Consider the following 20,426-nt stretch of genomic DNA (forward strand, 5'->3'; position numbering starts at 1 on the left):
CTCGCCCACCCACCATACCGCTTTCCGGGGGGTTTGTGGTTCGGCTGGGCGGCGAGCGGGCCGCCGCGCCCGACCCGCACCCCCCCCCCCCCCCCACGGCCGTCCCACCTCGGAGCGCACACCAGTCGTGCGCCTGGCGAACGGACGGGATGCGATGACAGACCAGCTCCACATGCGGACGAAAAAGACCGCGCGCCGTGGCGTGGCGGCCGTGGCGGGAATCCTGCTGCTGGCGGGGGTCACCGGCTGCGGGTCGCTCACCGACACTCCCCCGGCGGACCAGACACCGAAGACCGTCGCTGCCCAAGGGAAGACGACCAGCACGGCCAAGAACCCCGAGACACCGCCCCGGATGATCAACCGCGCGAAGGACGCCCCCGGCGATGGGCGGCTCGCCCACATCCCCGGAACACTGTTGGTCACGGACAGGAACTGTCTCGCCTTCCGAAGTGACGGCAGCAAGGTGGTCAGCGCACTGTCCTGGGCACACGGGTGGACCGCTACGTGGGAGAACGGCAAGGCCGTCGTCCGCGACGAGGACGGCAAGGTCTTCGCCCGCGAAGGCGACCGCATATCCCTGGGCGGTGGAATCTCCGACCAGTTCGCTGACCATCCCTGCGCGGACGGAAAGGTCTGGCACGTGGACGACTATCCGCCGCCTTCGGATGCTGTCGGATAGTTCGGGCCTGGTGGCTTCGCCCCGCCGTTATGCGGCCGGGCGAAGTGCTGTCAATCAGGAGGAGAGCAGTCAGGCCGGGATCTCAGCCGGGGCCGAGACCGGAGGGTGGACCCCGGTCAGCTCTTCCGCACGGGCCAGGAGGAGGGGCGCGAGCTCGGAGTAGAACCCCCGAGCCGAGAGGCCGGTTCAGGCAGCCGGCGGTGTGCGTTCCCGCCGGTGACGGCAGAACTGCGGCTCTCGGTGGTCGAGGCCGGCTCCTCGTACAGCGTCCGAGGGATGCGCATACCGCCCTTGGAGCCGGGGCGGGCGATCAGGAACATTCCGTTGTACGGACTCGCGATCAGCTGGTGTATGAGGCCTCGTCCAGGACGTTTTCCCACTCTCCCGTCTTCGCCTGCACGACACGCGAGCTGCGCTGACATCGTCCGGACTCCCCCAGCGGACCAGGTGTGGACCGCCGGAGGGAGCGAGGGGCCCGGAGAGCGGGGAACGAGCAGGTCAGGAACGTTCGAGAGGCTTCCCGCAGCATCCGCTTGAAAACCGTCGTGGCAGCGATGTCACCGTGGGTTCAAATCCCACACCCACCGCAGGCGAACGGCCCCTGACCAGGTACATCGGTCAGGGGCCGTTCCCGTGTGCGGGAGGTTTCCGCCGCGCTGGTCCCGGGGCGGGCGCCGGGGCGCCGGCGGCGGGCCGCGGCTCTGCGGATGCGGGACTCGGGTGATGCCGTGATGCTGGAGGGGCTGGAACAGCGGCTAGGAGGGCCAGGATGTCTGTGTTCGACAAGCTCAAGGGGATGCTCAAGGGCCACGAGGATCAGGCCTCCAAGGGCATCGACAAGGCCGGTGACTACGTCGACGGCCGGACCCAGGGCAAGTACAGCAGTCAGGTCGACACCGCCCAGGAGAAGCTCAGGCAGCAGATGGGCGGCACGCCCCCATCGACGGACCAGGGGCCGGATGCCCCACGGCCGGACACTCCGCCCCGGCAGTAGCGCGGAGCCGTACTGCCCGTCAGGGGCGCCCCGGACTCCATTCCGGGGCGCCCCTTCGGTTCGCCGGGTTCAATGGCCTCCTGGGAAGGGCCGGAGAAAGGGTTCTGTCGTGGTGCGGATCGTGCTTGTGCAGGGGGACATCACCGCCGAGCCGGCGGACGCGATCGTCAACGCGGCGAACTCCTCGCTCCTCGGTGGTGGGGGCGTCGACGGGGCCATCCACCGGAAGGGCGGCCCCGAGATCCTCGCCGCCTGTCAGGACCTGCGCCGCTCGCACTACGGCAAGGGGCTGCCGACCGGCCGGGCCGTGGCGACCACGGCGGGGCGGCTGCCCGCCCGGCACGTGATCCACACGGTGGGACCGGTCTGGTCGAGGGAGGTGGACCGCTCGGAGGAGCTGGCCTCCTGCTACCGCGCGTCGCTCCGGGTCGCCGACGAGCTGGGCGACCGTACGGTCGCGTTTCCCGCCCTCTCCACCGGGATCTACGGCTGGCCGATGGACGACGGAGCCCGGATCGCCGTGGAGACGGTACGGGCGGCCCGTACCGAGGTGGAGGAGGTGCGGTTCGTGCTGTTCGACGCGCAGGCGTACGCGGCCTTCGAGACGGCTGTGGGGCAGGAGATCCCGTAGGGGTCCCCTCGGTCGAACGTCTCTTCTTCTTGGTTCGCTTGTTCGGTGGATCTCTAGGCGGGACTCGCCGTCACGATCTTCCTGGGGAGAGATTGGCGGGAAATCTGCCGGAACGCTTCTTCCCTTGGGGTGCACCGGTTCTGCCTGTCCTGAACCTGCTCCGCCCAGGTGAGGTGGGCCTTCCCTCGTACTGGCCGGGTTTATCTGCTTGTCCTCACGCTTGCGGGGGAATAAGCCGCTCCGGGGTGGTTCGCCAGGGATTCGGTGGGCAACTCTGGATTCGCGACGTCGAGCAGAAACAACCGGGGTGGTCGGCCAACTGCCTTGGGAACGGCCGTAGTTCATAGCAGTGCAGAGACCTTCAGAGCAGTTCCGTGCACCAGCACCAGCTTTCAGTTCCCGGAGGAACACACATGGCAAGCATCCGTACCGCCCGCGTTCTCGCCGCTGCCGTCGCCCTGCCCCTCGCCGCCGCGCTCTTCACCGGGGTGGCGCAGGCCGACAACGGCGGGTTCGCGGACGACGGATCGAACACGAGCGTCGCCACGATCATCGGCAGCGGCGTGGGTGGGGACAACTTCGGCAACTCGACCACGACGCAGCAGGTGGCGACCGGTTCCGGTGCCTCGAACCAGAACAACACGGCCAGCGTGAACGGCTCCGCCTTCACGCACATCGCCCAGAGCAACGCGGTGGTCAACTTCTACCCGTGGTGGTGATCTCAGCACGGCAGCCGGCCCGACGGGGGGCGTGACCGCGGTGTGAACGACGGCCTGTGCGCCGGTACTTCGGTACCGGCGCACAGGCCGTCCCGCTTGCGTGCGCCCGGGGCGCGGACCGCATCGCGCTCGCGCGCCGGGGCGTCCGCGTCTGTGTGTCGGGGTGTTCCGCGATCGCGGGTCGGGTGTGCGGCCGGCCGGTCGTCGGCCTTGACAGGGATCCTGAATCTGACGGACAGTCAGAAATCTCAGTCGCCCCACCTCGCCCCACGGGAGGCCGTCGCCGTGCACCTCGCCCCGACCGAGCGACAGCTGAGGCTGCGCGCCGAACTCCGCGCGTACTTCCGCGAGGTGATGCCCGACGGCCCGCCCTCCGCCACCGACACCACCGCCCAGCGCCGGCTGCTCCGCCGGATCGGCGCGGACGGGCTCCTCGGACTCGGATGGCCCGAGGAGTACGGGGGACAGGGCCGGGGCCCCGACGAGCAGTTCGTCTTCTTCGACGAGGCGTACCGGGCGGGCGCGCCCGTCTCGATGGTCACGCTCAACACCGTCGGACCGACCCTCATGACCTACGGGACCGAGGAGCAGAAAGCCTTCTTCCTGCCCCGGATCCTGCGCGGGGAGACCGTCTTCGCCATCGGGTACAGCGAGCCCGAGGCCGGTACGGACCTCGCCTCGCTCCGCACGAGGGCCGTGCGCGACGGGGACTCCTGGCGGATCGACGGCCAGAAGATCTTCACCTCCAACGCCCAGAACGCCGACTGGATCTGGCTCGCCTGCCGCACCGACCCCGAGGCGCCCCCGCACCGGGGCATCTCGATCGTCCTCGTCCCCACCGACGCCCCGGGATTCTCCTGGACCCCGATCGCGACCGTGGGCGGGCTGACGACCACGGCCACCTACTACGACGGGATACGGGTGCCGGCCGGCCATCTCGTCGGGCCCGAACACGGCGGCTGGGGGCTCATCACCAACCAGCTCAACCACGAGCGTGTCGCGCTGGCCGCGATCGGCATGCAGGCCGAGGACTTCTTTGCGGCTGTGCTCGACCGCGCTCGCACACCCGATCCGGTGACGGGCAGGCGTCGTGTTGACGAGCCGTGGGTCCGGATCCGGGCCGCCGAAGCGCACGCCCGGCTGGCGGCGACACGCCTGCTGAACTGGCGTCTGGTGGGCGATGTGGGGGGCGGCCGGCTGGCTCCGGGGGACGCGAGCGGCGTGAAGTTCATGGGAACCGAATCGGCGGTGGAGGTGTATCGAATATGTCAGGAGATCGCGGGCGGGGCGGGGACGGTGCGAGCGGGATCGCCGGGGGAGTTCGACGGCGGTGAGCTGGAGCGCATGAACCGCGCCGCGCAGATCAACACCTTCGGGGGAGGGGTGAGCGAGGTGCAGCGCGAGATCGTCGCGAGGATGCGGCTCGGCATGAAGGGGAGGGGCCGGCGATGACCCTTACGGAGCGGAACGGGACAGCGGGACAGCCGGAGCCGCCGGGCACCCGGCCGGGCGCTCTGCCGGGTATGGCGGAGGCGCCGCCGGGCCGGACAGGCACCCAGCCGCACACGACGGGCGCGCCGCCGGACACGACGGATGCCCAGATGGGCCCGGCAGGCACCCTGCCAGGCTCGCCGGGCACGACGGATGCCCAGCCGGGCCCGGCAGGTACCCTGGCGGGCTCGCCGGGCACGACGGATGCCCAGCTGGGCCCGGCGGGCACCCTGTCAGGCTCGCCCGGCACGACGGATGCCCTGTACGAGCGGCTCGCAAGGTTCGTGGGGCGGCCCGCCGCCACCAGGGGCCTCGGCAAGGACCCGGTGAACCTGCCCATGATCCGGCACTGGTGCGAGGCCATGGGAGACGCCCACCCCGCCTACCGGGGACCGGAGGCCGTCGCACCGCCGACGATGCTCCAGGCCTGGACGATGGGCGGCCTCTCGGGGCACACCGGCCGCTCCTCCGCGTACGAGGAGCTGTTCGCCCTGCTCGACGGGGCCGGATACACCTCCGTGGTCGCGACCGACTGCGAGCAGGAGTACCTGCGTCCGCTGCGGCCCGGCGACGAGATCACCTTCGACACCGTCATCGAGTCCGTGTCGGCGCGCAAGACCACCAAGCTCGGGTCGGGGCACTTCGTCACCACCAGGACGGACGTGCGCGCCGGCGGAGAGCTCGCCGGCACCCACCGCTTCCGCATCCTCAAGTACGCCCCGCCCGCCAGGCCCCCGCAGGCCTCCGTCCCGCCCGCCGGGCCTCCGAAGGCCTCCGCGCCGGCCGCCAGGCGACCCCGGCCCGTGATCAACCGGGACAACGCCGGGTTCTGGGAGGGGGTGGCCGCGCACCGGCTGCTCATCCAGCGCTGCGGGGAGTGCGCCGCCCTCCGCTTCCCCTGGCTGCCGGGGTGCGCCGACTGCGGATCGCGGGAGTGGGACACGGTCGAGGCGAGCGGCGCCGGGACGGTCTTCTCGTACGTGGTGATGCACCACCCGCCCTTCCCGGCCTTCACCGTGTCCGATCACGCCGCTGACGCGGCGGGGCCCTACGCGGTCGGGCTGATCGAACTCGCCGAGGGAGTGCGGATGATCAGCAACGTGGTGGGGGTGCCGTACGACGAGGTGCGGATCGGGATGCCGGTGCGGCTGGAGTTCCTGCGGGCCGACGAGGAGCTGGAGCTTCCCGTCTTCCGCGCCGGCGGGGAGGGCTGACATGGACTTCACCCCCACCGAGGAGCAGGAGGCCGCCCGCGAGCTGGCCGCCCGGATCTTCGCCGACCTCTCCACCCACGAGCGGCTCAGGGCGGCCGGCACCGGCACCGACGCCGAGCTCTGGAAGGCGCTCTGCGCCGCCGGTCTCCCCGGCGCCGTCGAGGTGACCGGCCTGCTCGGCCTGGTCCTCCTCCTGGAGGAGCAGGGCCGCGTGACGGCCCAGGTGCCCTTCGCCGCGAGCTGCGCCTACGGGATCCTCGCCGTCACCCGGCACGGTACGGAGGAGCAGCGGGACCGGCTTCTGCCGGGCCTCCGCGACGGTACGACGGTGGTGACGGGGGCCTTCCCGGCGACCGGCGCGGTCACCTCGCGCGAGGGGCGGCTCGCCGGGGCCGTGGACTGGGTGCCGTGGCTGAGGGACGCCACCCACGTCCTCGTACCGGACGGGGAGCGTGCCCTGTGGCTGGTCCGCACCGAGGACGCCCACCGTGTCGATCCCGTCGAGCTCACCGCTCCCTGGTCCGCCGGCCGGCTCGTCCTCGACGGGACGGTGGCGGAGCGGCTCGGGCCCGCCCCCGGTGCGGGGACCGGCGAGGCCGGTGCCGGTGCCCGCACCGGGAGCAGCGCCGCCGCCGCCTACGAGGAGGTGCTCGCCGCCGCTCGCATCGCCTTCGCCGGGCTGCAGGCGGGGGTGTGCGCCGGGTCGCTGGCCAGGGCCGTGGAGTACACCTCCGTACGGGAGCAGTTCGGCCGCCCGCTCTCCACCCATCAGGCCGTTCAACTGCGCGCGGCCGACGCGCATATGGACACCGAGGCCATCCGGGTCACCGCCTACGAGGCGGCTTGGCGCTTCGACGAGGGCCTGGACGCCGCAGGGGCCGCCCTGACCGCCGCCTGGTGGGCCTCCGAGGCGGGGAAGCGGGTCGTGCACGCCGGGCAGCATCTGCACGGCGGCCTGGGCGCGGACCTCGATCACCCGGTCCACCGGCACTTCCTGTGGGGCCGGCAGCTCGACGCCTACCTCGGCGCCGGCACCGAGCTCCTCGCCGAACTCGGCGGACTGCTCGCGGAAGGGGACCTGTCATGAAACCCGGGGACGAACTGCCGCCGCTGACCATCCCGGTCACCCGCACCCTGATCGTCGCCGGGGCCGTCGCCTCCCGCGACTACCAGGACGTCCATCACGACGCCGAACTGGCCCGGGAGAAGGGCTCCCCGGACATCTTCATGAACATCCTCACCACCAACGGTCTCGTCGGCCGGTACATCACCGACCACTTCGGCCCCCGCGCGGTCCTCCGGCGGGTCGCCATCCGGCTCGGTGCCCCCAACCACCCCGGGGACACCCTGGTCCTGACCGGCACGGTCACCGGCGTCGAGGGGGACACGGCGCACGTCCGGGTCGTGGGTGCCAACGGGCTCGGGCACCACGTCACCGGGACGGTCACCGTGGAGGTGCCCCGATGAGCCTCCGCCACCGGGACGGACTCGGCGGCCGGGCGGCCGTTGTGGGCATCGGTGCGACCGAGTTCTCCAAGGACTCGGGCCGCAGCGAACTCTCCCTCGCCGTCGAGGCGGTGCGGGCCGCCCTCGACGACGCGGGACTCGCCCCCGCCGACGTCGACGGCCTGGTCACCTTCACCATGGACACCAACCCGGAGATCACCGTCGCCCAGGCCTCCGGCATCGGGGAACTGTCGTTCTTCTCCCGTGTGCACTACGGGGGCGGGGCCGCCTGCGCCACCGTGCAGCAGGCCGCGCTCGCCGTCGCCGCCGGGGTCGCCGAGATCGTCGTCTGCTACCGGGCGTTCAACGAGCGCTCCGGGCGCCGCTTCGGTTCCGGAGTCAAGGAGCGTGAGCCTTCCGCCGAGGGCGCCGCGCTCGGCTGGCAGCTCCCGTTCGGGCTGCTCACCCCGGCCTCCTGGGTCGCCATGGCCGCCCAGCGGTATCTGCACACCTTCGGGCTGACCCCGGACGCCTTCGGTCATGTCGCCGTCACCGACCGGCGCCACGCGGCCCGCAACCCCGCCGCCTACTTCCACGGGAAACCCATCACGCTCGCCGACCACGCCGCCTCGCGCTGGATCGTCGAGCCGCTGCGGCTCCTCGACTGCTGCCAGGAGACCGACGGCGGCCAGGCGATCGTCGTCACCTCCGTCGAGCGCGCCCGCGACCTGCCGAAGCCGCCCGCCGTGATCCTGGCGGCGGCGCAGGGCGCCGGGCGGAAGCAGGAGGCGATGACCAGCTTCTACCGGGACGGGCTGACCGGGCTCCCGGAGATGGGCGTGGTGGCGCGGCAGCTCTGGCGGACCTCCGGGCTCGCACCGTCGGACATCGACGTGGGCATTCTCTACGACCACTTCACCCCGTTCGTGCTCATGCAGTTGGAGGAGTTCGGCTTCTGCGGGCCGGGCGAGGCGGCCGACTTCGTCGCGGCCGACGCGCTCCCGCTGAACACGCACGGAGGACAGCTCGGCGAGGCCTATCTGCACGGCATGAACGGCATAGCGGAGGCGGTACGACAGCTGCGCGGCACCTCGGTGAACCAGATACCCGGCGCGGCGCGGAGCTTGGTCACGGCGGGTACCGGGGTTCCCACGTCCGGGTTGATCCTGGGCACGGACGGCTGAGGCGACGGCCCCAGCGGTGGCCGGGCGCGCCGGGCGGACCTTCACTCACGCCATGAGCACTCACGCCACGAGCACAGCCGCGTCATCCGCCGCCGCGTCAGATCCCGAACCCACCCGCGCCCCCGCACCCGTGCCTTCGTCCGAGCCCCCGGCGCCGGCGCACCCGCCGTCCGCGTCCGCTCCCGGGGCACGGGCCGTGCTCGCCGCCCTGCTGGCCGTACTGGCGGGGGCGGCCCTGCTCACGGTCCCCGCCCCGGCGTCGGCGGCCCTGCTCACGGCCCCCGCCCCGGTGTCGGCGGCACGGCCAGGTGGAGGTGACCCGGCGGCGCCCGACGCCCCCGCGCGCTACACCGGCCAGGCCTTCGACACCTGCGACGCGCCCTCCCTGGAGGTGATGAAGGCCTGGCGCGACTCGCCGTACGGGGCCGTCGGGATCTACTTCGGCGGCCGGGGCCGGGGCTGCCCCGTCCAGCGCGAGCTGAACCCCGCCTGGGTCGCGTCCGCGCACGCCATGGGGTGGCGCCTGCTGCCGCTCTTCGTCGGCTCCCAGGCCCCCTGCGTCATCGCCGCCGCCAAGCGGCCCTTCGCCATCGGCGGCAGCCCCTGGAGCGAGGGCACCCGGGAGGGCGGCGAGGCGGTACGGGCGGCGCGTGCGCTGGGCCTCGACGCCGGCAGCCCGCTCTACCTCGACATCGAGGCGTACCGGCCCGGCGACGCGGACTGCGCCGCGACCACCCTGTCCTTCGTGCGTGCCTGGAACCGGGAGGTACGGCGACTCGGCTACGTCCCGGGCTACTACAGCAGCGCCGATACGGGCGTGCGGGACATCGAGGCGCAGCGGCGGGCGGGTACGAAGGACCTGCCCGAGGTGATGTGGTTCGCGCGCTGGCTGGGGCGGCCCGCGCTGTACTCCGAGCCGGAGCTGGCCCCGGAGGCGTGGATGCCGCACAGCCGGATCCACCAGTACGCGGGCAACGTGGCCGAGTCGTACGGCGGGCACCGTCTCCGCATCGACCGGAACGTGATGGACGCCCCGGTCGCCCGCGTCACGACCACCGCTTCCCCGCCCCGACCCTGAGCCGTCCCCGAAGGGTCTCCACCCAGAGGAGGTGCGGCGGTCCCCACCCCTACAACCTGAGGCGGACTGCGGGTCGGGACCTGGGGCCGATCCGCCGGGTACCCCGCCCCTCCTAGCGTGGAGCCATGACTCCGCCACCCTCTGGCCCCGTCTGCGCCGGTGCCTCGCAGTTCGCGTCGTACCCGACCTTCTCGTCGTACGTAAGGGCGCGTGGGCCCGTGCTCCTGCGCACCGCGCGTTCCCTGACCGCCAACCCCTGCGACGCCGAGGACCTGCTGCAGACCGCGCTGGCCAAGACCTTCGTCGCCTGGGAGCGCATCGAGGACCACCGCGCCCTGGACGGCTACGTCCGCCGCGCGCTGCTGAACACCCGTACGTCCCAGTGGCGCAAGCGCAAGGTCGACGAGTTCGCCTGCGAGGAGCTGCCCGAGCCCGCCGGTCTCCCGGAGCCGGACCCGGCCGAGCGGCAGGTGCTGCACGACGCGATGTGGCGTGCGGTGATGAAGCTGCCGGACCGCCAGCGTCAGATGGTGGTCCTGAGGTACTACGAGGACCTCAGCGAGGCGCAGACAGCCGAGGTGCTGGGGGTGTCGGTGGGCACGGTGAAGAGCGCGGTGTCCAGGGCGCTCGGCAAGCTCCGCGAGGACCCGGAACTGACGCCCGTACGGTAGGCGAACCAGGACAGACCGGTGCCCGCGCCAGTGAACGCTGGCAATTTCCGTACTCCCGGGTAGTGACATACCGCGTGGTATGTGCGCAGAATCTCCACACCCTTTCTGCCACGTAGCGCCCACCGGGAGGACGCCCCGTGTACAGCACCATGCAGGACGTACAGCTGACCGTGAGCCGCATCCTCAAGCACGGGATGACGATTCACGGGAAGTCCATCATCACCACCTGGACGGGCGAGCCCGAGCCGCACCGCCGCACGTTCGCGGAGGCCGGAGCGCGCGCCCACCAGCTGGCCAACGCCCTGCGCGACGAACTCGGCGTCACCGGCGACCAGCGCGTGGCCACCCTCATGTGGAACAACTCCGAGCACGTCGAGGCGTACTTCGCGATCCCCTCCATGGGCGCGGTGCTCCACACCCTCAACCTCCGTCTTCCCCCCGAGCAGCTGGTGTGGATCGTCAACCACGCCGCCGACCGGGTCGTGCTCGTCAACGGATCGCTGCTCCCCCTCCTCGCCCCGCTGCTCCCGCACCTGCCGACGATCGAGCACATCGTGGTCGCGGGCCCCGGAGACCGTTCCGTGCTCGACGGCGTCGCCCCGCGCGTGCACGACTACGAAGAGCTGATCGCCGGCCGGGCGATGACGTACGACTGGCCCGAGCTCGACGAGCGTTCGGCCGCCGCCATGTGCTACACCTCCGGCACCACCGGTGACCCGAAGGGCGTCGTCTACTCCCACCGCTCGATCTACCTGCACTCGATGCAGGTCAACATGGCCGAGTCGATGGGCCTCACGGCCAAGGACACGACCCTCGTCGTCGTACCGCAGTTCCACGTCAACGCCTGGGGCCTGCCGCACGCCACCTTCATGACCGGCATCAACATGCTCATGCCGGACCGTTTCCTCCAGCCGGCCCCGCTCGCCGAGATGATCGAGCGCGAGAAGCCGACCCACGCCGCCGCCGTCCCCACCATCTGGCAGGGCCTGCTCGCCGAGGTCACCGCCAACCCCCGCGACCTCTCCTCGATGGCTCAGGTCACCATCGGCGGCGCGGCCTGTCCGCCCTCCCTCATGGAGGCGTACGACCGGCTCGGCGTCCGGCTCTGCCACGCCTGGGGCATGACCGAGACGTCCCCGCTCGGCACGATGGCCCACCCGCCGGCCGGTCTGACCGCCGAGGAGGAGTGGCCGTACCGGGTCACGCAGGGCCGTTTCCCGGCCGGCGTCGAGGCGCGCCTCGTCGGCCCCGGCGGCGACCACCTGCCCTGGGACGGCGAGTCGGCCGGTGAGCTGGAGGTACGCGGCACCTGGATCGCGGGCTCGTACTTCGGCGGCGTCGACGGCGAGGCCATCCGGCCGGCCGACAAGTTCAGTGAGGACGGCTGGCTGAAGACCGGCGACGTCGGCGTGATCAGCCCCGACGGCTTCCTCACCCTCACCGACCGCGCCAAGGACGTCATCAAGTCGGGCGGCGAGTGGATCTCCAGCGTCGAGCTCGAGAACGCGCTCATGGCCCACCCGGAGGTCGCCGAGGCCGCCGTCGTCGCCGTCCCGGACGAGAAGTGGGGCGAGCGCCCGCTGGCGACCGTCGTGCTCAAGGAGGGGGCGACGGCCGACTACGAGACGCTGAGGGCCTTCCTCGCCGACGAGGGCGGCATCGCCAAGTGGCAGCTGCCGGAGCGCTGGGCGATCGTGCCGGCGGTGCCGAAGACGAGCGTGGGCAAGTTCGACAAGAAGGTCATCCGGAAGCAGTACGCGGCGGGCGAGCTCGACGTGACCCAGCTGTAGCCGCGAACGAACGAACGAACGGACGGACCGCCGGACCGACGGACGGACGGGTACGGGGAGGGCGAAGGCGCCCTCCCCGTACCCGTGTCGCTAGTTGGTGCCGATCTTCGCGAGCAGGTCGACGATCCTGGCCTGGACCTCGGCGCTGTTCGAGCGCTCGGCGAGGAACAGGACCGTCTCGCCGGAGGACAGCTTCGGCAGCTCCTCCTCGACGAGGTCGGCCGAGGTGTAGACGACGAGCGGGGTGCGGTTCAGCTGTCCGTTCGCGCGCAGCCAGTCGATGATCCCGGCCCGGCGGCGGCGCACCTGCATCAGGTCCATCACCACCAGGTTCGGCCGTGTCCCGGTCGCGAGCGTGACCGCCTCCGTGTCCGTGGCCGCCCGCGCGACGTGCATCCCGCGCCGCTCCAGGGTCGCCGCGAGCGCCTCCGCGATGTCCTCGTTCTCCTCGATCAGCAGGACCCGTGACGGGTGCTGCTCGCTGTCGCGCGGCGCGAGCGCCTTGAGGAGTACGGCCGGATCGGCGCCGTACGCGGCTTCCCTGGTCGCCTGCCCGAGCCCGGCCGCGAGGAGGACGGGCACCTCGGCGGCGACGGCGGCCTGGCGCAGCGACTGGAGCGCGGTACGGGTGATGGGCCCGGTCAGCGGGTCGACGAAGAGCGCGGCCGGGAAGGCGGCGATCTGGGCGTCGACCTCCTCACGGGAGTGCACGATCACCGGCCGGTAGCCCCGGTCGCTCAGCGCCTGCTGGGTGGAGACGTCGGGCGCGGGCCAGACGAGCAGCCTGCGCGGGTTGTCGAGGGGCTCCGGGGGCAGCTCGTCGTCGACCGGCCGGGGGGCCGGCCGGTTGGCGACCTCGACGGCGCCACCGGGGCCGTCGAGCGGCTCGGGACCCTCGGCGGAACCCTCCGCGGGCGCTCCTATGGCGTAGGCACGGCCCTCGGGCGCTGCGGGGGCGAGCCCGAGCGAGGCTTCGGACGGCGCCGGCGGCGTGCCGGACGGTTCGGCCTGCTGCGGATGCGGCCTGGCCTCGCCGGGAGCCGGTACGGGAAGCGCGGCCGGGGCCGGAGGGTCGGTGTCCGGCGGGGTGGCGAGCCTACGCCGCCGCCCGGAGCCGTTGGAGGGCGCGCCGGAGGCCTGGGGGGCCGCCGGGGCCGGAGGGGTGGCAGGAGAGGCCGGGGGGACGAAGGGGACGCCCTGCCCGAGCGTACGGACGCTGAACGCCCGCCCCTGGGTGGAGTCCTTGGGCATCGGCAACTCGGGCGGCAGCGGTACGGAGCCGGTACCGGTACCTGTGCCTGTGCTGCTGCGAGGCACGGGCCCCGACTGCGCCCCCGTCTCCGGCGGCGGAGGCGTGACGGCCCGGCGACGCCCGGTCGGTTCGGCGGGAGGCATCGCGGGCGGCATCGCCGGCGGGACGCCCGGCGGGACCTGACCCTGACCTTGCGACTGCGACTGCGACTGCGGCTGTGGCTGCGCGTGCGGATGGGGCTGCGGAGGCGTGTGGTCGGCGCCCGGGACACCCCGTACGGCCTCGTGCCGCCCCTCGTCGGAGACCGGCAGCGGTCCGGCGACCGGGGCAGTCCCGGGAGTGGTGAACGGACCACCGGCGGGAACGCCCTCGGGTCCGGCGGCCGGCTCCGGCCGGTCCGCGTCGGCGGGCGGGAGCGCGAACGGCGTCCGGGGACCGGCCTCGGCGGCGGCAGCCCGCTCCTGGGCGGCGGCCAGCGCACGCCGCCGGCGCCCACTCGGCTGCGCCTCGGGGGCCCCCTCAGCGGAACCGGAAGCGACGGCGGGCAGGGCCCGGGCCAGGGCGGGAGCGCCCGAGGGTTCGACGGGGACGCCCTGCGGCGGTACGGCGGCACCGAGCGCGGCCCGCCCCTGCGCGCCCTCGGCCGCGGTCACCACGGAACCCTCGGCGGGCCGGCCCCGTCGCCGCCCGGTCGGCTCGACGCCGGAAGCACCGGATCCCGACGGCACAGCAGTACCGGGAGCGGCAGGTGAAGCCGGAGGGACGTCGACAGCGGCGTTCTGCTGGGCCGGGATCAGCTCGGCGGCACCGGTGGCCTCTCCCGTACGGGCACGGCGGCGCCCACTGGGCTCCGCACCGCCCTCGGCGGCGACCGCACTCTCGAGGAAGGCGTCCGTGGAGCCCCGCCGGGCCCGCCGCCTGCCCCCACCGGAGCTCTCCGGGCCGTCGGCGGAAGGCACCGCGCCGGCGACCGGTGGCACCGCGGCGGGTGCGCCGGCGACCGGTGGCACCGCGGCGGGTGCGCCGGCGACCGGAGGCACTGCGACGGGTGCGCCGCCGACCGGAGGCGTCGCGACGGGCGCGCCGGCCTGCATGGGCAGCGCGAGGGCCTCACGGCCGCCGCCGGGTGCGGGGGCCCTCGTCCGCGTCGCGGGGACGGTGCCACGCCCGGCGCCGACGGGCACTTCGAGGACGTACGCGCCGCCGCTCGTCCCCGGCACCTCGTGGGTCTGCACGACACCGCCGTGCGCAGCCACGATCCCGCGCACGACGGGCCCGTGGACCGGGTCACCGCCGGCGTACGGGCCGCGGACCTCGATCCGTACGACCTCACCGCGCTGGGCGGCCGCGACGACGATCGTGGAGTCGGCGGGTACGGAGCCCTGGACGCCGGCACGGTTCTTGCCGGTCGCGTCGACTCCGGCGACGTCCGCGACGAGGTGCGAGAGCGCCGTCGCGAGCCGCGCCGCGTCGACCTCGGCCTCGATGGGCGGCGCGTGCACGGCGAACTGGGCGCGGCCGGGTCCGATCAGCTCGACGGCCCCGTCGATGCCGGCCGTCACGACCCCGTCGAGGAGCGCGACGCGCTTGTCGAGCTCCTCCGCACCGGAGTCCAGGCGCTGGTAGCCCAGGACGTTGTCGACGAGCGTCGTCATCCGGGCGTACCCGGCGGCCAGGTGGTGCAGGACCCGGTTGGCCTCGGGCCACAGCTGCCCGGCGTCGTCGGCGGCGAGGACGCCCAGCTGGGTGCGCAGCTCCTCCAGGGGGCCGCGCAGCGACTCGGCGAGGACGGCCGTGAGCTGTTCGTGGCGGGCGGCGAGGGAGGCGTACCGCTCCTGCTGTGCCTCCCGCTCGGCCGCGTGCCGCTCGGTGCGGTCGGCGAGTTCGGCCGCGTTCCGCTCCTGGAGTTCGGCGAGTTCGGCGGCGTTCCGCTGCTGGAGTTCGGCGAGCTCGGCTGCGTGCTCCTGGACGAGCTGCTCGTACGGCCTGCGGTCGGTGAAGGTCATGACGGCGCCGACGAGCTGGTCGCCGTCGCGTACCGGAGCGGTCGTCAGGTCGACCGCGACCTGCTCGCCCTTCTTCGACCACAGGACCTGCCCGCGCACGCGGTGCTTGCGGCCCGACTTGAGGGTGTCGGCGAGCGGCGACTCCTCGTACGGGAAGGGCTCGCCGTCGGCCCGCTTGGCGAGGATCAGCGGGTGCAGCTCCTGGCCGCCGAGTTCACCGGCGCGGTAGCCGAGGATCTGAGCGGCGGCGGGGTTGACCAGGACGACCCGGCCGTCGGTGTCCGTGCCGACGACGCCCTCGGCCGCGGCGCGCAGGATCATCTCGGTCTGCCGCTGCGAGCGGGCGAGTTCGGCCTCGGTGTCGAGGGTGCCGGTGAGGTCCCGTACGACGAGCATGAGCAGCTCGTCGCCGGTGTACCCGCTGTACGAGTCGTAGGCCTCGCGCCCGTCCTCCAGGCTCGCGCTGGTCACCTCGACGGGGAACTCGCCGCCGTCCGTGCGGCGGGCGATCATCCGGGTCGGCTTGGTGCGGCCGCGCTCGTCGGTGCCCTCGGGGCGGCGCATGGAGCCGGGGATGAGGCGCGAGTCGAAGCCGGGCAGGAGGTCGAGCAGGCCGCGCCCGACGAGTGCGGTGCCCGGTGTCTCGAACATGCCGAGGGCGATCGTGTTGGCGTTGACGACCGTGCCGTTGCAGTTGACGAGCACGAGGCCGTCGGGGAGGGCGTCGAGTATGGCTGCGAGGCGAGCAGCGCCTCGGGATGGCCTGCTGCTCACGAGACGCTTCCTCCCTGACCCACTGCATTTGCCTGACGCACGTGCCTACCGGCGGACCGGCCCCATCTTGCCCCGCGGGCCGCAGCCTGTCACTGAGGGGAGTCTAAGGGAGCCCCCGGGGGTGGCCCCTGCCTCATCCCCTCCTTGCCCCTCCTCATCCCCCGACAAGGGGAAGGACAGGCTCCAGGTTCTCCCAGCGGTCGATCTCGCAGCCGTCGGCCCGGGAGAAGCGGGCGTCGACCGTACGGCCCTGCCAGGTGCCGGTGATGTGCGCGACGGCGGGCCCGCCGTACACCTGGGTGCAGAGCTGGTCCTCGGGCACGGGCCGGAACGGGTTCCCGCCCGCCTCCGCGAGCCGGTCGAGCTGCTCGCAGGCGCGCTCACGGTCGGGGTGGTTCCCGCCGGCCCGGCCGTCGCACGTCAGCTCGAAGGTGCCGTCGGCGCTCGAACGGCCGCTGTCGGAGACGGTCACCGTCAGGGTGTCCGGCGCCGCGAACAGCGGCAGCGAGGGCAGCGGGCCGAGCCCGGCGGCACCGACGGCGGTGGTGGCGAGGGTCGCGAGGACGAGACTGCGCAGCATGCGGATCTCCAGGAGCGCGGGGTGGTGACGGTGGCGGTGGACGACGGACGCGGGAGCACGTCGTGCCCCGCCCCGTCTAACGCTCCGGACGCCACGGCGTTGCGCAACCGGGGTGCGCCGGGTGGGCGGCGGCTCGGGCGCGGCGCGGCCCCCGGGGGCTTTGCCCTCGACCCCGGAGGGCTAGTACGGTGAGAATCGATTGGTGACAGCCGGTTCGTCTGTGTCATCATCTGCACGCACACCGCATACGCGCGGGGTGCATGGAGGCGTCGCCTAGTCCGGTCTATGGCGCCGCACTGCTAATGCGGTTTGGGTCTTAAAGCCCATCGAGGGTTCAAATCCCTCCGCCTCCGCCCCTACCGAAGCCCCGGCCCCCAGGCCGGGGCTTCGGCCGTTCCCGGCCCCGTCCGCCCCGCTGGTGTGACCCCGGTCTCTTTCCCCGCGTTTTCACCCCCACGGGCCCCTTCGCCACGCCCGCCCCGCCGACCCGCCGCTGGGCCCTGAGGGGAAGTTTTCGCAGGTCACAAGGGGTGGGGTGAATGGATTTCACATGGCGGCGGCAGTCATGTAATGTTCTTCCTGTCGCCGCGAGCGGGCCGAAAGGCCGGGGAGCGAAGGCAAGAAACAAAAGAACAAGCACTCGTAGCTTAACGGATAGAGCATCTGACTACGGATCAGAAGGTTGCAGGTTCGAATCCTGCCGAGTGCACACAGGTGAGAGGCCCCCGGAGAGATCCGGGGGCCTCTTGCGTTGCGTGGCCGTAAAGCGGCGAAGTACAGCGACCGGCCCAGAAGCAGTCCGGTCCCACCCGCCGAGTAGCGTGTCCGCTCATGTCGCGTCGGGGTGGGGGACAAAGGCGGCGCGTCCGATCGGGAGGGGCCATAGTGAGGTTCAAAGCTGGAGTAGCGGGCCTGACCGCTGTAGTGATGGCGGCCTTGGCGGGGTGCGGGACCCAGGAATCCGCGGGGCCGGAAGGCACGGAACGAGTGGCGTCGCCGGCTCGCACCGCTCCGCCGAGTACCGCTCCGGTGAGGGAGACCGTGCGCCTTCCTTCTGCGGAGCTGCAAGGCCGATGGTGGACATGGGCGGCCTCGGAGCCCGACGCGACCAACCCTGTCGCCGACACGGACGGGAGCGCGTGCGGACGCAATCAACCGCACGACGTGTGGTTCCTGGCCGGAACCTTCGGCGGCCAGGTCAAGCGCACGTGCGAGGTTCCCAGCGGGCGTCCGATTGCTGCGCCTGTCGTCAATACCTTCGGAGACCCTCAGAACTGTGAGGCCTTCATGAGCAGCGCGCAGGGGACCGTGCTCCTCGACGGCAAGGTGGTCGAGCCCGAGACCTACAAGGGCGACTCGATCACGGTGCAAGGCGCGCAGGGCAACCCGCTCACCGGGGAGGAAGGGCGCTTCACAGCTACAGGGTGCGGCATGTGGGTGCAGTTGCCGCCTCTTGCTTCCGGGACGCACTCCCTGAAGATCCGTGGACGGTCAGGCGACTTCTCGACCGGTGTGGACTACGCGTTGACCGTCGCAGCCACGTCGGTCTAGGCGAGCCGATGGGGGGGAGACCCCGGGATGCTCCCGGGGTCTCTTCTGCACTTCAAGGCCACTTGGGCGGTTCCCGGACGAGAGTCCGGGCCTCTTGCGTTGTCCTGTCCTCGGTGTCGGGCGCCCGGGTGGGGTCAGCCCTGTTCCGCCGGGTTGACGCCGTAGAGGGTGGCGGCCGTCGCGGCCTGTTGGGCGTCGCAGGGATCTTGTTCGTCGGCCGGGGCTATCCACAGCGGGACCAGGCGCGACGCGGTGGACGAGGGGTCCATGCGGAGGTAGTGGCAGGCGTCGTTGATACGCAGGGCGAGGGCGTACACGCCGTCACCGCCGGCCTTGCCGGAGACCGCGCTCACCCTGTCCCCGTCGGCGATCAGACGCTCCTCCTTCAGGAACTCCTCGGCGCCCCGCGGCGTGTGCGCGTAGCCCGCGGTCGTCATCCTCCGGTAGGCGAACGGGCCGGTGGGCTGCTGTGCGAGCAGCACGCCCAGCTGGGCCACGAGGCTGCCGGGCCTGCCGTCGGTCCGTGTGGCCGGACACGGCATGCCCGACTGCTTCACGCTGTGCGTACCGATGCCGAAGGTGTAGCGGTAGCAGCGGACCGGATAGGCGCGCGGGGTGACGGCCTCGGTGGCCGGTGGGACGAGGCCCAGCATCACCTCCGCCGTGTGGACGACGCCGACGGTTTGGTTCCGCTCGGTGTCGGCGCTCAGCAGCACTCCGCCGTGTGCCTCGACGTGGGAGACGACCGTGCCCTGGGTGAACTGCCCCCCGTAGGGCTGGCCTCCCGAGTGGAAGCCCGCGTTCAGCTCCCCGCGCAGGTCCTCGGCGATCTCGGCGGCCTGGGCGTCGACCGCGGACGTGTCCGGAGCGTGGGCCCTCTGGTACAGCAGGGTGCCGGCCACTCCCGTCGCTCCGGCGACGAGCGCGGTCACGGCGAACAGCAGCCCCCGCACCCCGGCGCCGCGGCCCCGCTCCCGCCCGGAACCGGGCCGGTGATCCTGCCGGGCTTCGACAACGGGTGTCGTCATGTCATTTCCCCTGTCGGCACGACATCTCCGGATGCTCCGGACCGCCTCACGGCGCGCCGCCCGATTCTACGGACCCCGCCGAACGCGCCCGGCGCGAGAGGCCCCGGACGGGAGTCCGGGGCCTCTCCCGTCAGGCCGGGACCTGGGTGGGGGCGTCCGTGCGGGGCTGCTCGCGCAGGACCCGGCGGCGGCGGGACGGGAGGCCGAGGGTCGGCTTGGTGACGCTCCAGGCCGCGCCCTTGCAGACCAGTTCCTTGTAGGTGGCGGCCAGTCGGCCCGTCAGGGCCGCCCCGACGGTGCGGTCGTCGGCCGTGACGTACTGGATCAGGCCGTCCTTGCGGCCGAGCGAGATGCACTGGTTGAAGTAGCGGAGCGGAATGTTCGGGAGCTTCCCGCCCGTGAGGCGGGCCGCGATGGCGTCGGCCGCCTGCCAGGCCATCGGGCCGCCCGTGGCGCACGACATCCGCAGCGGCTTCTCGCCGGGTCCCATGGCCATGCCGGCGTCGCCGACGGCGTACACGTCGGGGTGCGAGACCGAACGCATGGTCTCGTCGACCACGATCTGGCCCGTGTCGGTGACGTCGAGGGTGGTGGCCCGCGCGATCGGGTGGGCCGCGAAGCCGGTGGTCCACACGGTGACCTCGGCCGGGAGGGACCTGCCGTCGGCGGTCATGACGTGGTCGGCCGCCACGGCGGTGACGGCGGCCTCCTCGTGCACGGTGATGCCGAGCCCGTCGACGACCTTCCGCAGGTGCCGGCGGCCCTTGGGCGAGAGCCAGTCGCCGAGGCCGCCGCGGACGGCGAGGGCGACGTCGAGGTCCGGGCGGGCCTCGGCGATCTCGGTCACGGCCTCCAGGCCGGTGAGGCCGCCGCCGACCACGACCACGGTCCCGCCGGCGCCCAGCCGGGCCAGGCGCTCGCGCAGCCGGAGCGCTCCGGGGCGGCCGGCGACGTCATGGGCGTGCTCGGCGGTGCCGGGGACGCCCTGGCTGTTCCAGCCGCTGCCGAGGGCGTACACGAGGGTGTCGTAGGCGAGTTCCTCGGCGTCGTCCGTGCCGGGGGCGGTGACGGTGACGGTCCTGCGGTCCACGTCGACGCCGGTCACCTTCGCGATCTTCAGCTCGACTCCGGGGTCGGTGAACATCTCGCCGAGGGGCCGGGGCGGGAGGTCCTGGCCGGCCGCCAGCTGGTGCATCCGGACGCGCTCGACGAAGTCCGGCTCGGCGTTGACCAGGGTGATGGCGGCGTCCTCGCGGTGCAGTCGCTTGGCGAGGCGCCCGGCAGCGACGACTCCGGCGTATCCGGCTCCGAGGACGATGATGCGGTGCTGCATGTCCG

The 20,426-nt window shown here is 72.7% G+C and carries 17 protein-coding genes and 2 tRNA genes; 15 read left to right on the plus strand and 4 right to left on the minus strand.

Translation table 11 applies throughout. The features are described 5' to 3' along the window. The first annotated feature begins 154 nt into the window (after positions 1–154). From ACFVYX_RS30010 to ACFVYX_RS30065, 12 genes are all read left to right on the plus strand, one after another. On the plus strand, positions 155–679 hold the full coding sequence (locus ACFVYX_RS30010; protein ID WP_389684628.1) for a hypothetical protein: 525 nt from the start codon (positions 155–157) through the stop codon (positions 677–679). Between the two features lie 769 nt (positions 680–1,448). After that, positions 1,449–1,673 carry an antitoxin gene (locus ACFVYX_RS30015; RefSeq protein WP_389684629.1) on the plus strand — a complete coding sequence of 75 codons (225 nt, stop codon included), beginning with the start codon at positions 1,449–1,451 and terminating at the stop codon, positions 1,671–1,673. Positions 1,674–1,782: 109 nt separating this feature from the next. Further along, a complete protein-coding gene (locus ACFVYX_RS30020; RefSeq protein ID WP_389684630.1) occupies positions 1,783–2,304 on the plus strand; it encodes an O-acetyl-ADP-ribose deacetylase in 522 nt (173 codons plus the stop codon). Positions 2,305–2,717: 413 nt separating this feature from the next. Then, positions 2,718–3,023, plus strand: coding sequence for a hypothetical protein (locus tag ACFVYX_RS30025; protein WP_389684631.1), 306 nt, complete (start codon positions 2,718–2,720; stop codon positions 3,021–3,023). A 285-nt stretch (positions 3,024–3,308) separates the two neighbouring features. After that, positions 3,309–4,475, plus strand: coding sequence for an acyl-CoA dehydrogenase family protein (locus ACFVYX_RS30030; protein ID WP_389684632.1), 1,167 nt, complete (start codon positions 3,309–3,311; stop codon positions 4,473–4,475). Positions 4,476–4,624: 149 nt separating this feature from the next. Continuing rightward, positions 4,625–5,728, plus strand: coding sequence for an OB-fold domain-containing protein (locus ACFVYX_RS30035; protein ID WP_389684721.1), 1,104 nt, complete (start codon positions 4,625–4,627; stop codon positions 5,726–5,728). A 1-nt stretch (position 5,729) separates the two neighbouring features. Continuing rightward, a complete protein-coding gene (locus ACFVYX_RS30040) occupies positions 5,730–6,815 on the plus strand; it encodes an acyl-CoA dehydrogenase family protein (RefSeq protein ID WP_389684633.1) in 1,086 nt (361 codons plus the stop codon). Next, complete coding sequence (locus ACFVYX_RS30045; RefSeq protein ID WP_389684634.1) at positions 6,812–7,195, plus strand: MaoC family dehydratase; 384 nt, start codon at positions 6,812–6,814, stop codon at positions 7,193–7,195. The genes ACFVYX_RS30040 and ACFVYX_RS30045 overlap by 4 nt, the downstream gene beginning before the upstream one ends. Beyond that, entirely contained in the window at positions 7,192–8,358 is a 1,167-nt protein-coding gene (locus ACFVYX_RS30050) for a lipid-transfer protein (protein WP_389684635.1), read from the plus strand. The genes ACFVYX_RS30045 and ACFVYX_RS30050 overlap by 4 nt, the downstream gene beginning before the upstream one ends. Positions 8,359–8,410: 52 nt before the next feature. Continuing rightward, positions 8,411–9,436, plus strand: coding sequence for a DUF1906 domain-containing protein (locus tag ACFVYX_RS30055; RefSeq protein WP_389684636.1), 1,026 nt, complete (start codon positions 8,411–8,413; stop codon positions 9,434–9,436). A gap of 125 nt (positions 9,437–9,561) precedes the next feature. Next, entirely contained in the window at positions 9,562–10,107 is a 546-nt protein-coding gene (locus tag ACFVYX_RS30060) for a SigE family RNA polymerase sigma factor (protein WP_389684637.1), read from the plus strand. 137 nt (positions 10,108–10,244) lie between these two features. Beyond that, a complete protein-coding gene (locus tag ACFVYX_RS30065; protein WP_389684638.1) occupies positions 10,245–11,897 on the plus strand; it encodes a long-chain fatty acid--CoA ligase in 1,653 nt (550 codons plus the stop codon). A 90-nt stretch (positions 11,898–11,987) separates the two neighbouring features. Here the strand turns inward: ACFVYX_RS30065 and ACFVYX_RS30070 are convergent, their stop codons facing one another. Next, positions 11,988–15,929, minus strand: coding sequence for a PAS domain-containing protein (locus ACFVYX_RS30070; RefSeq protein WP_389684639.1), 3,942 nt, complete (start codon positions 15,927–15,929; stop codon positions 11,988–11,990). 154 nt (positions 15,930–16,083) lie between these two features. Beyond that, positions 16,084–16,509 carry an SSI family serine proteinase inhibitor gene (locus tag ACFVYX_RS30075; protein ID WP_389684640.1) on the minus strand — a complete coding sequence of 142 codons (426 nt, stop codon included), beginning with the start codon at positions 16,507–16,509 and terminating at the stop codon, positions 16,084–16,086. Positions 16,510–16,771: 262 nt separating this feature from the next. On the opposite strand from ACFVYX_RS30075, the gene ACFVYX_RS30080 reads away from it, so the two are divergent. The 3 genes from ACFVYX_RS30080 (at position 16,772) to ACFVYX_RS30090 (ending at position 18,060) form a co-directional block, all read left to right on the plus strand. Beyond that, positions 16,772–16,862, plus strand: a tRNA-Ser gene (locus ACFVYX_RS30080). A 283-nt stretch (positions 16,863–17,145) separates the two neighbouring features. Beyond that, positions 17,146–17,218 (plus strand) — tRNA-Arg (locus ACFVYX_RS30085). Between the two features lie 320 nt (positions 17,219–17,538). Next, complete coding sequence (locus tag ACFVYX_RS30090) at positions 17,539–18,060, plus strand: signal protein (protein ID WP_389684641.1); 522 nt, start codon at positions 17,539–17,541, stop codon at positions 18,058–18,060. Positions 18,061–18,194: 134 nt separating this feature from the next. Here ACFVYX_RS30090 and ACFVYX_RS30095 read toward each other — a convergent pair whose 3' ends face one another. Next, on the minus strand, positions 18,195–19,088 hold the full coding sequence (locus ACFVYX_RS30095) for a hypothetical protein (protein ID WP_389684642.1): 894 nt from the start codon (positions 19,086–19,088) through the stop codon (positions 18,195–18,197). 130 nt (positions 19,089–19,218) lie between these two features. Then, positions 19,219–20,421, minus strand: a complete 1,203-nt coding sequence (locus ACFVYX_RS30100) for an NAD(P)/FAD-dependent oxidoreductase (RefSeq protein ID WP_389684643.1) — start codon at positions 20,419–20,421, stop codon at positions 19,219–19,221. Between the last annotated feature and the right edge of the window lie 5 nt (positions 20,422–20,426).

The organism is Streptomyces sp. NPDC058326 (assembly GCF_042879855.1).
Taxonomy (GTDB): Bacteria; Actinomycetota; Actinomycetes; order Streptomycetales; family Streptomycetaceae; genus Streptomyces.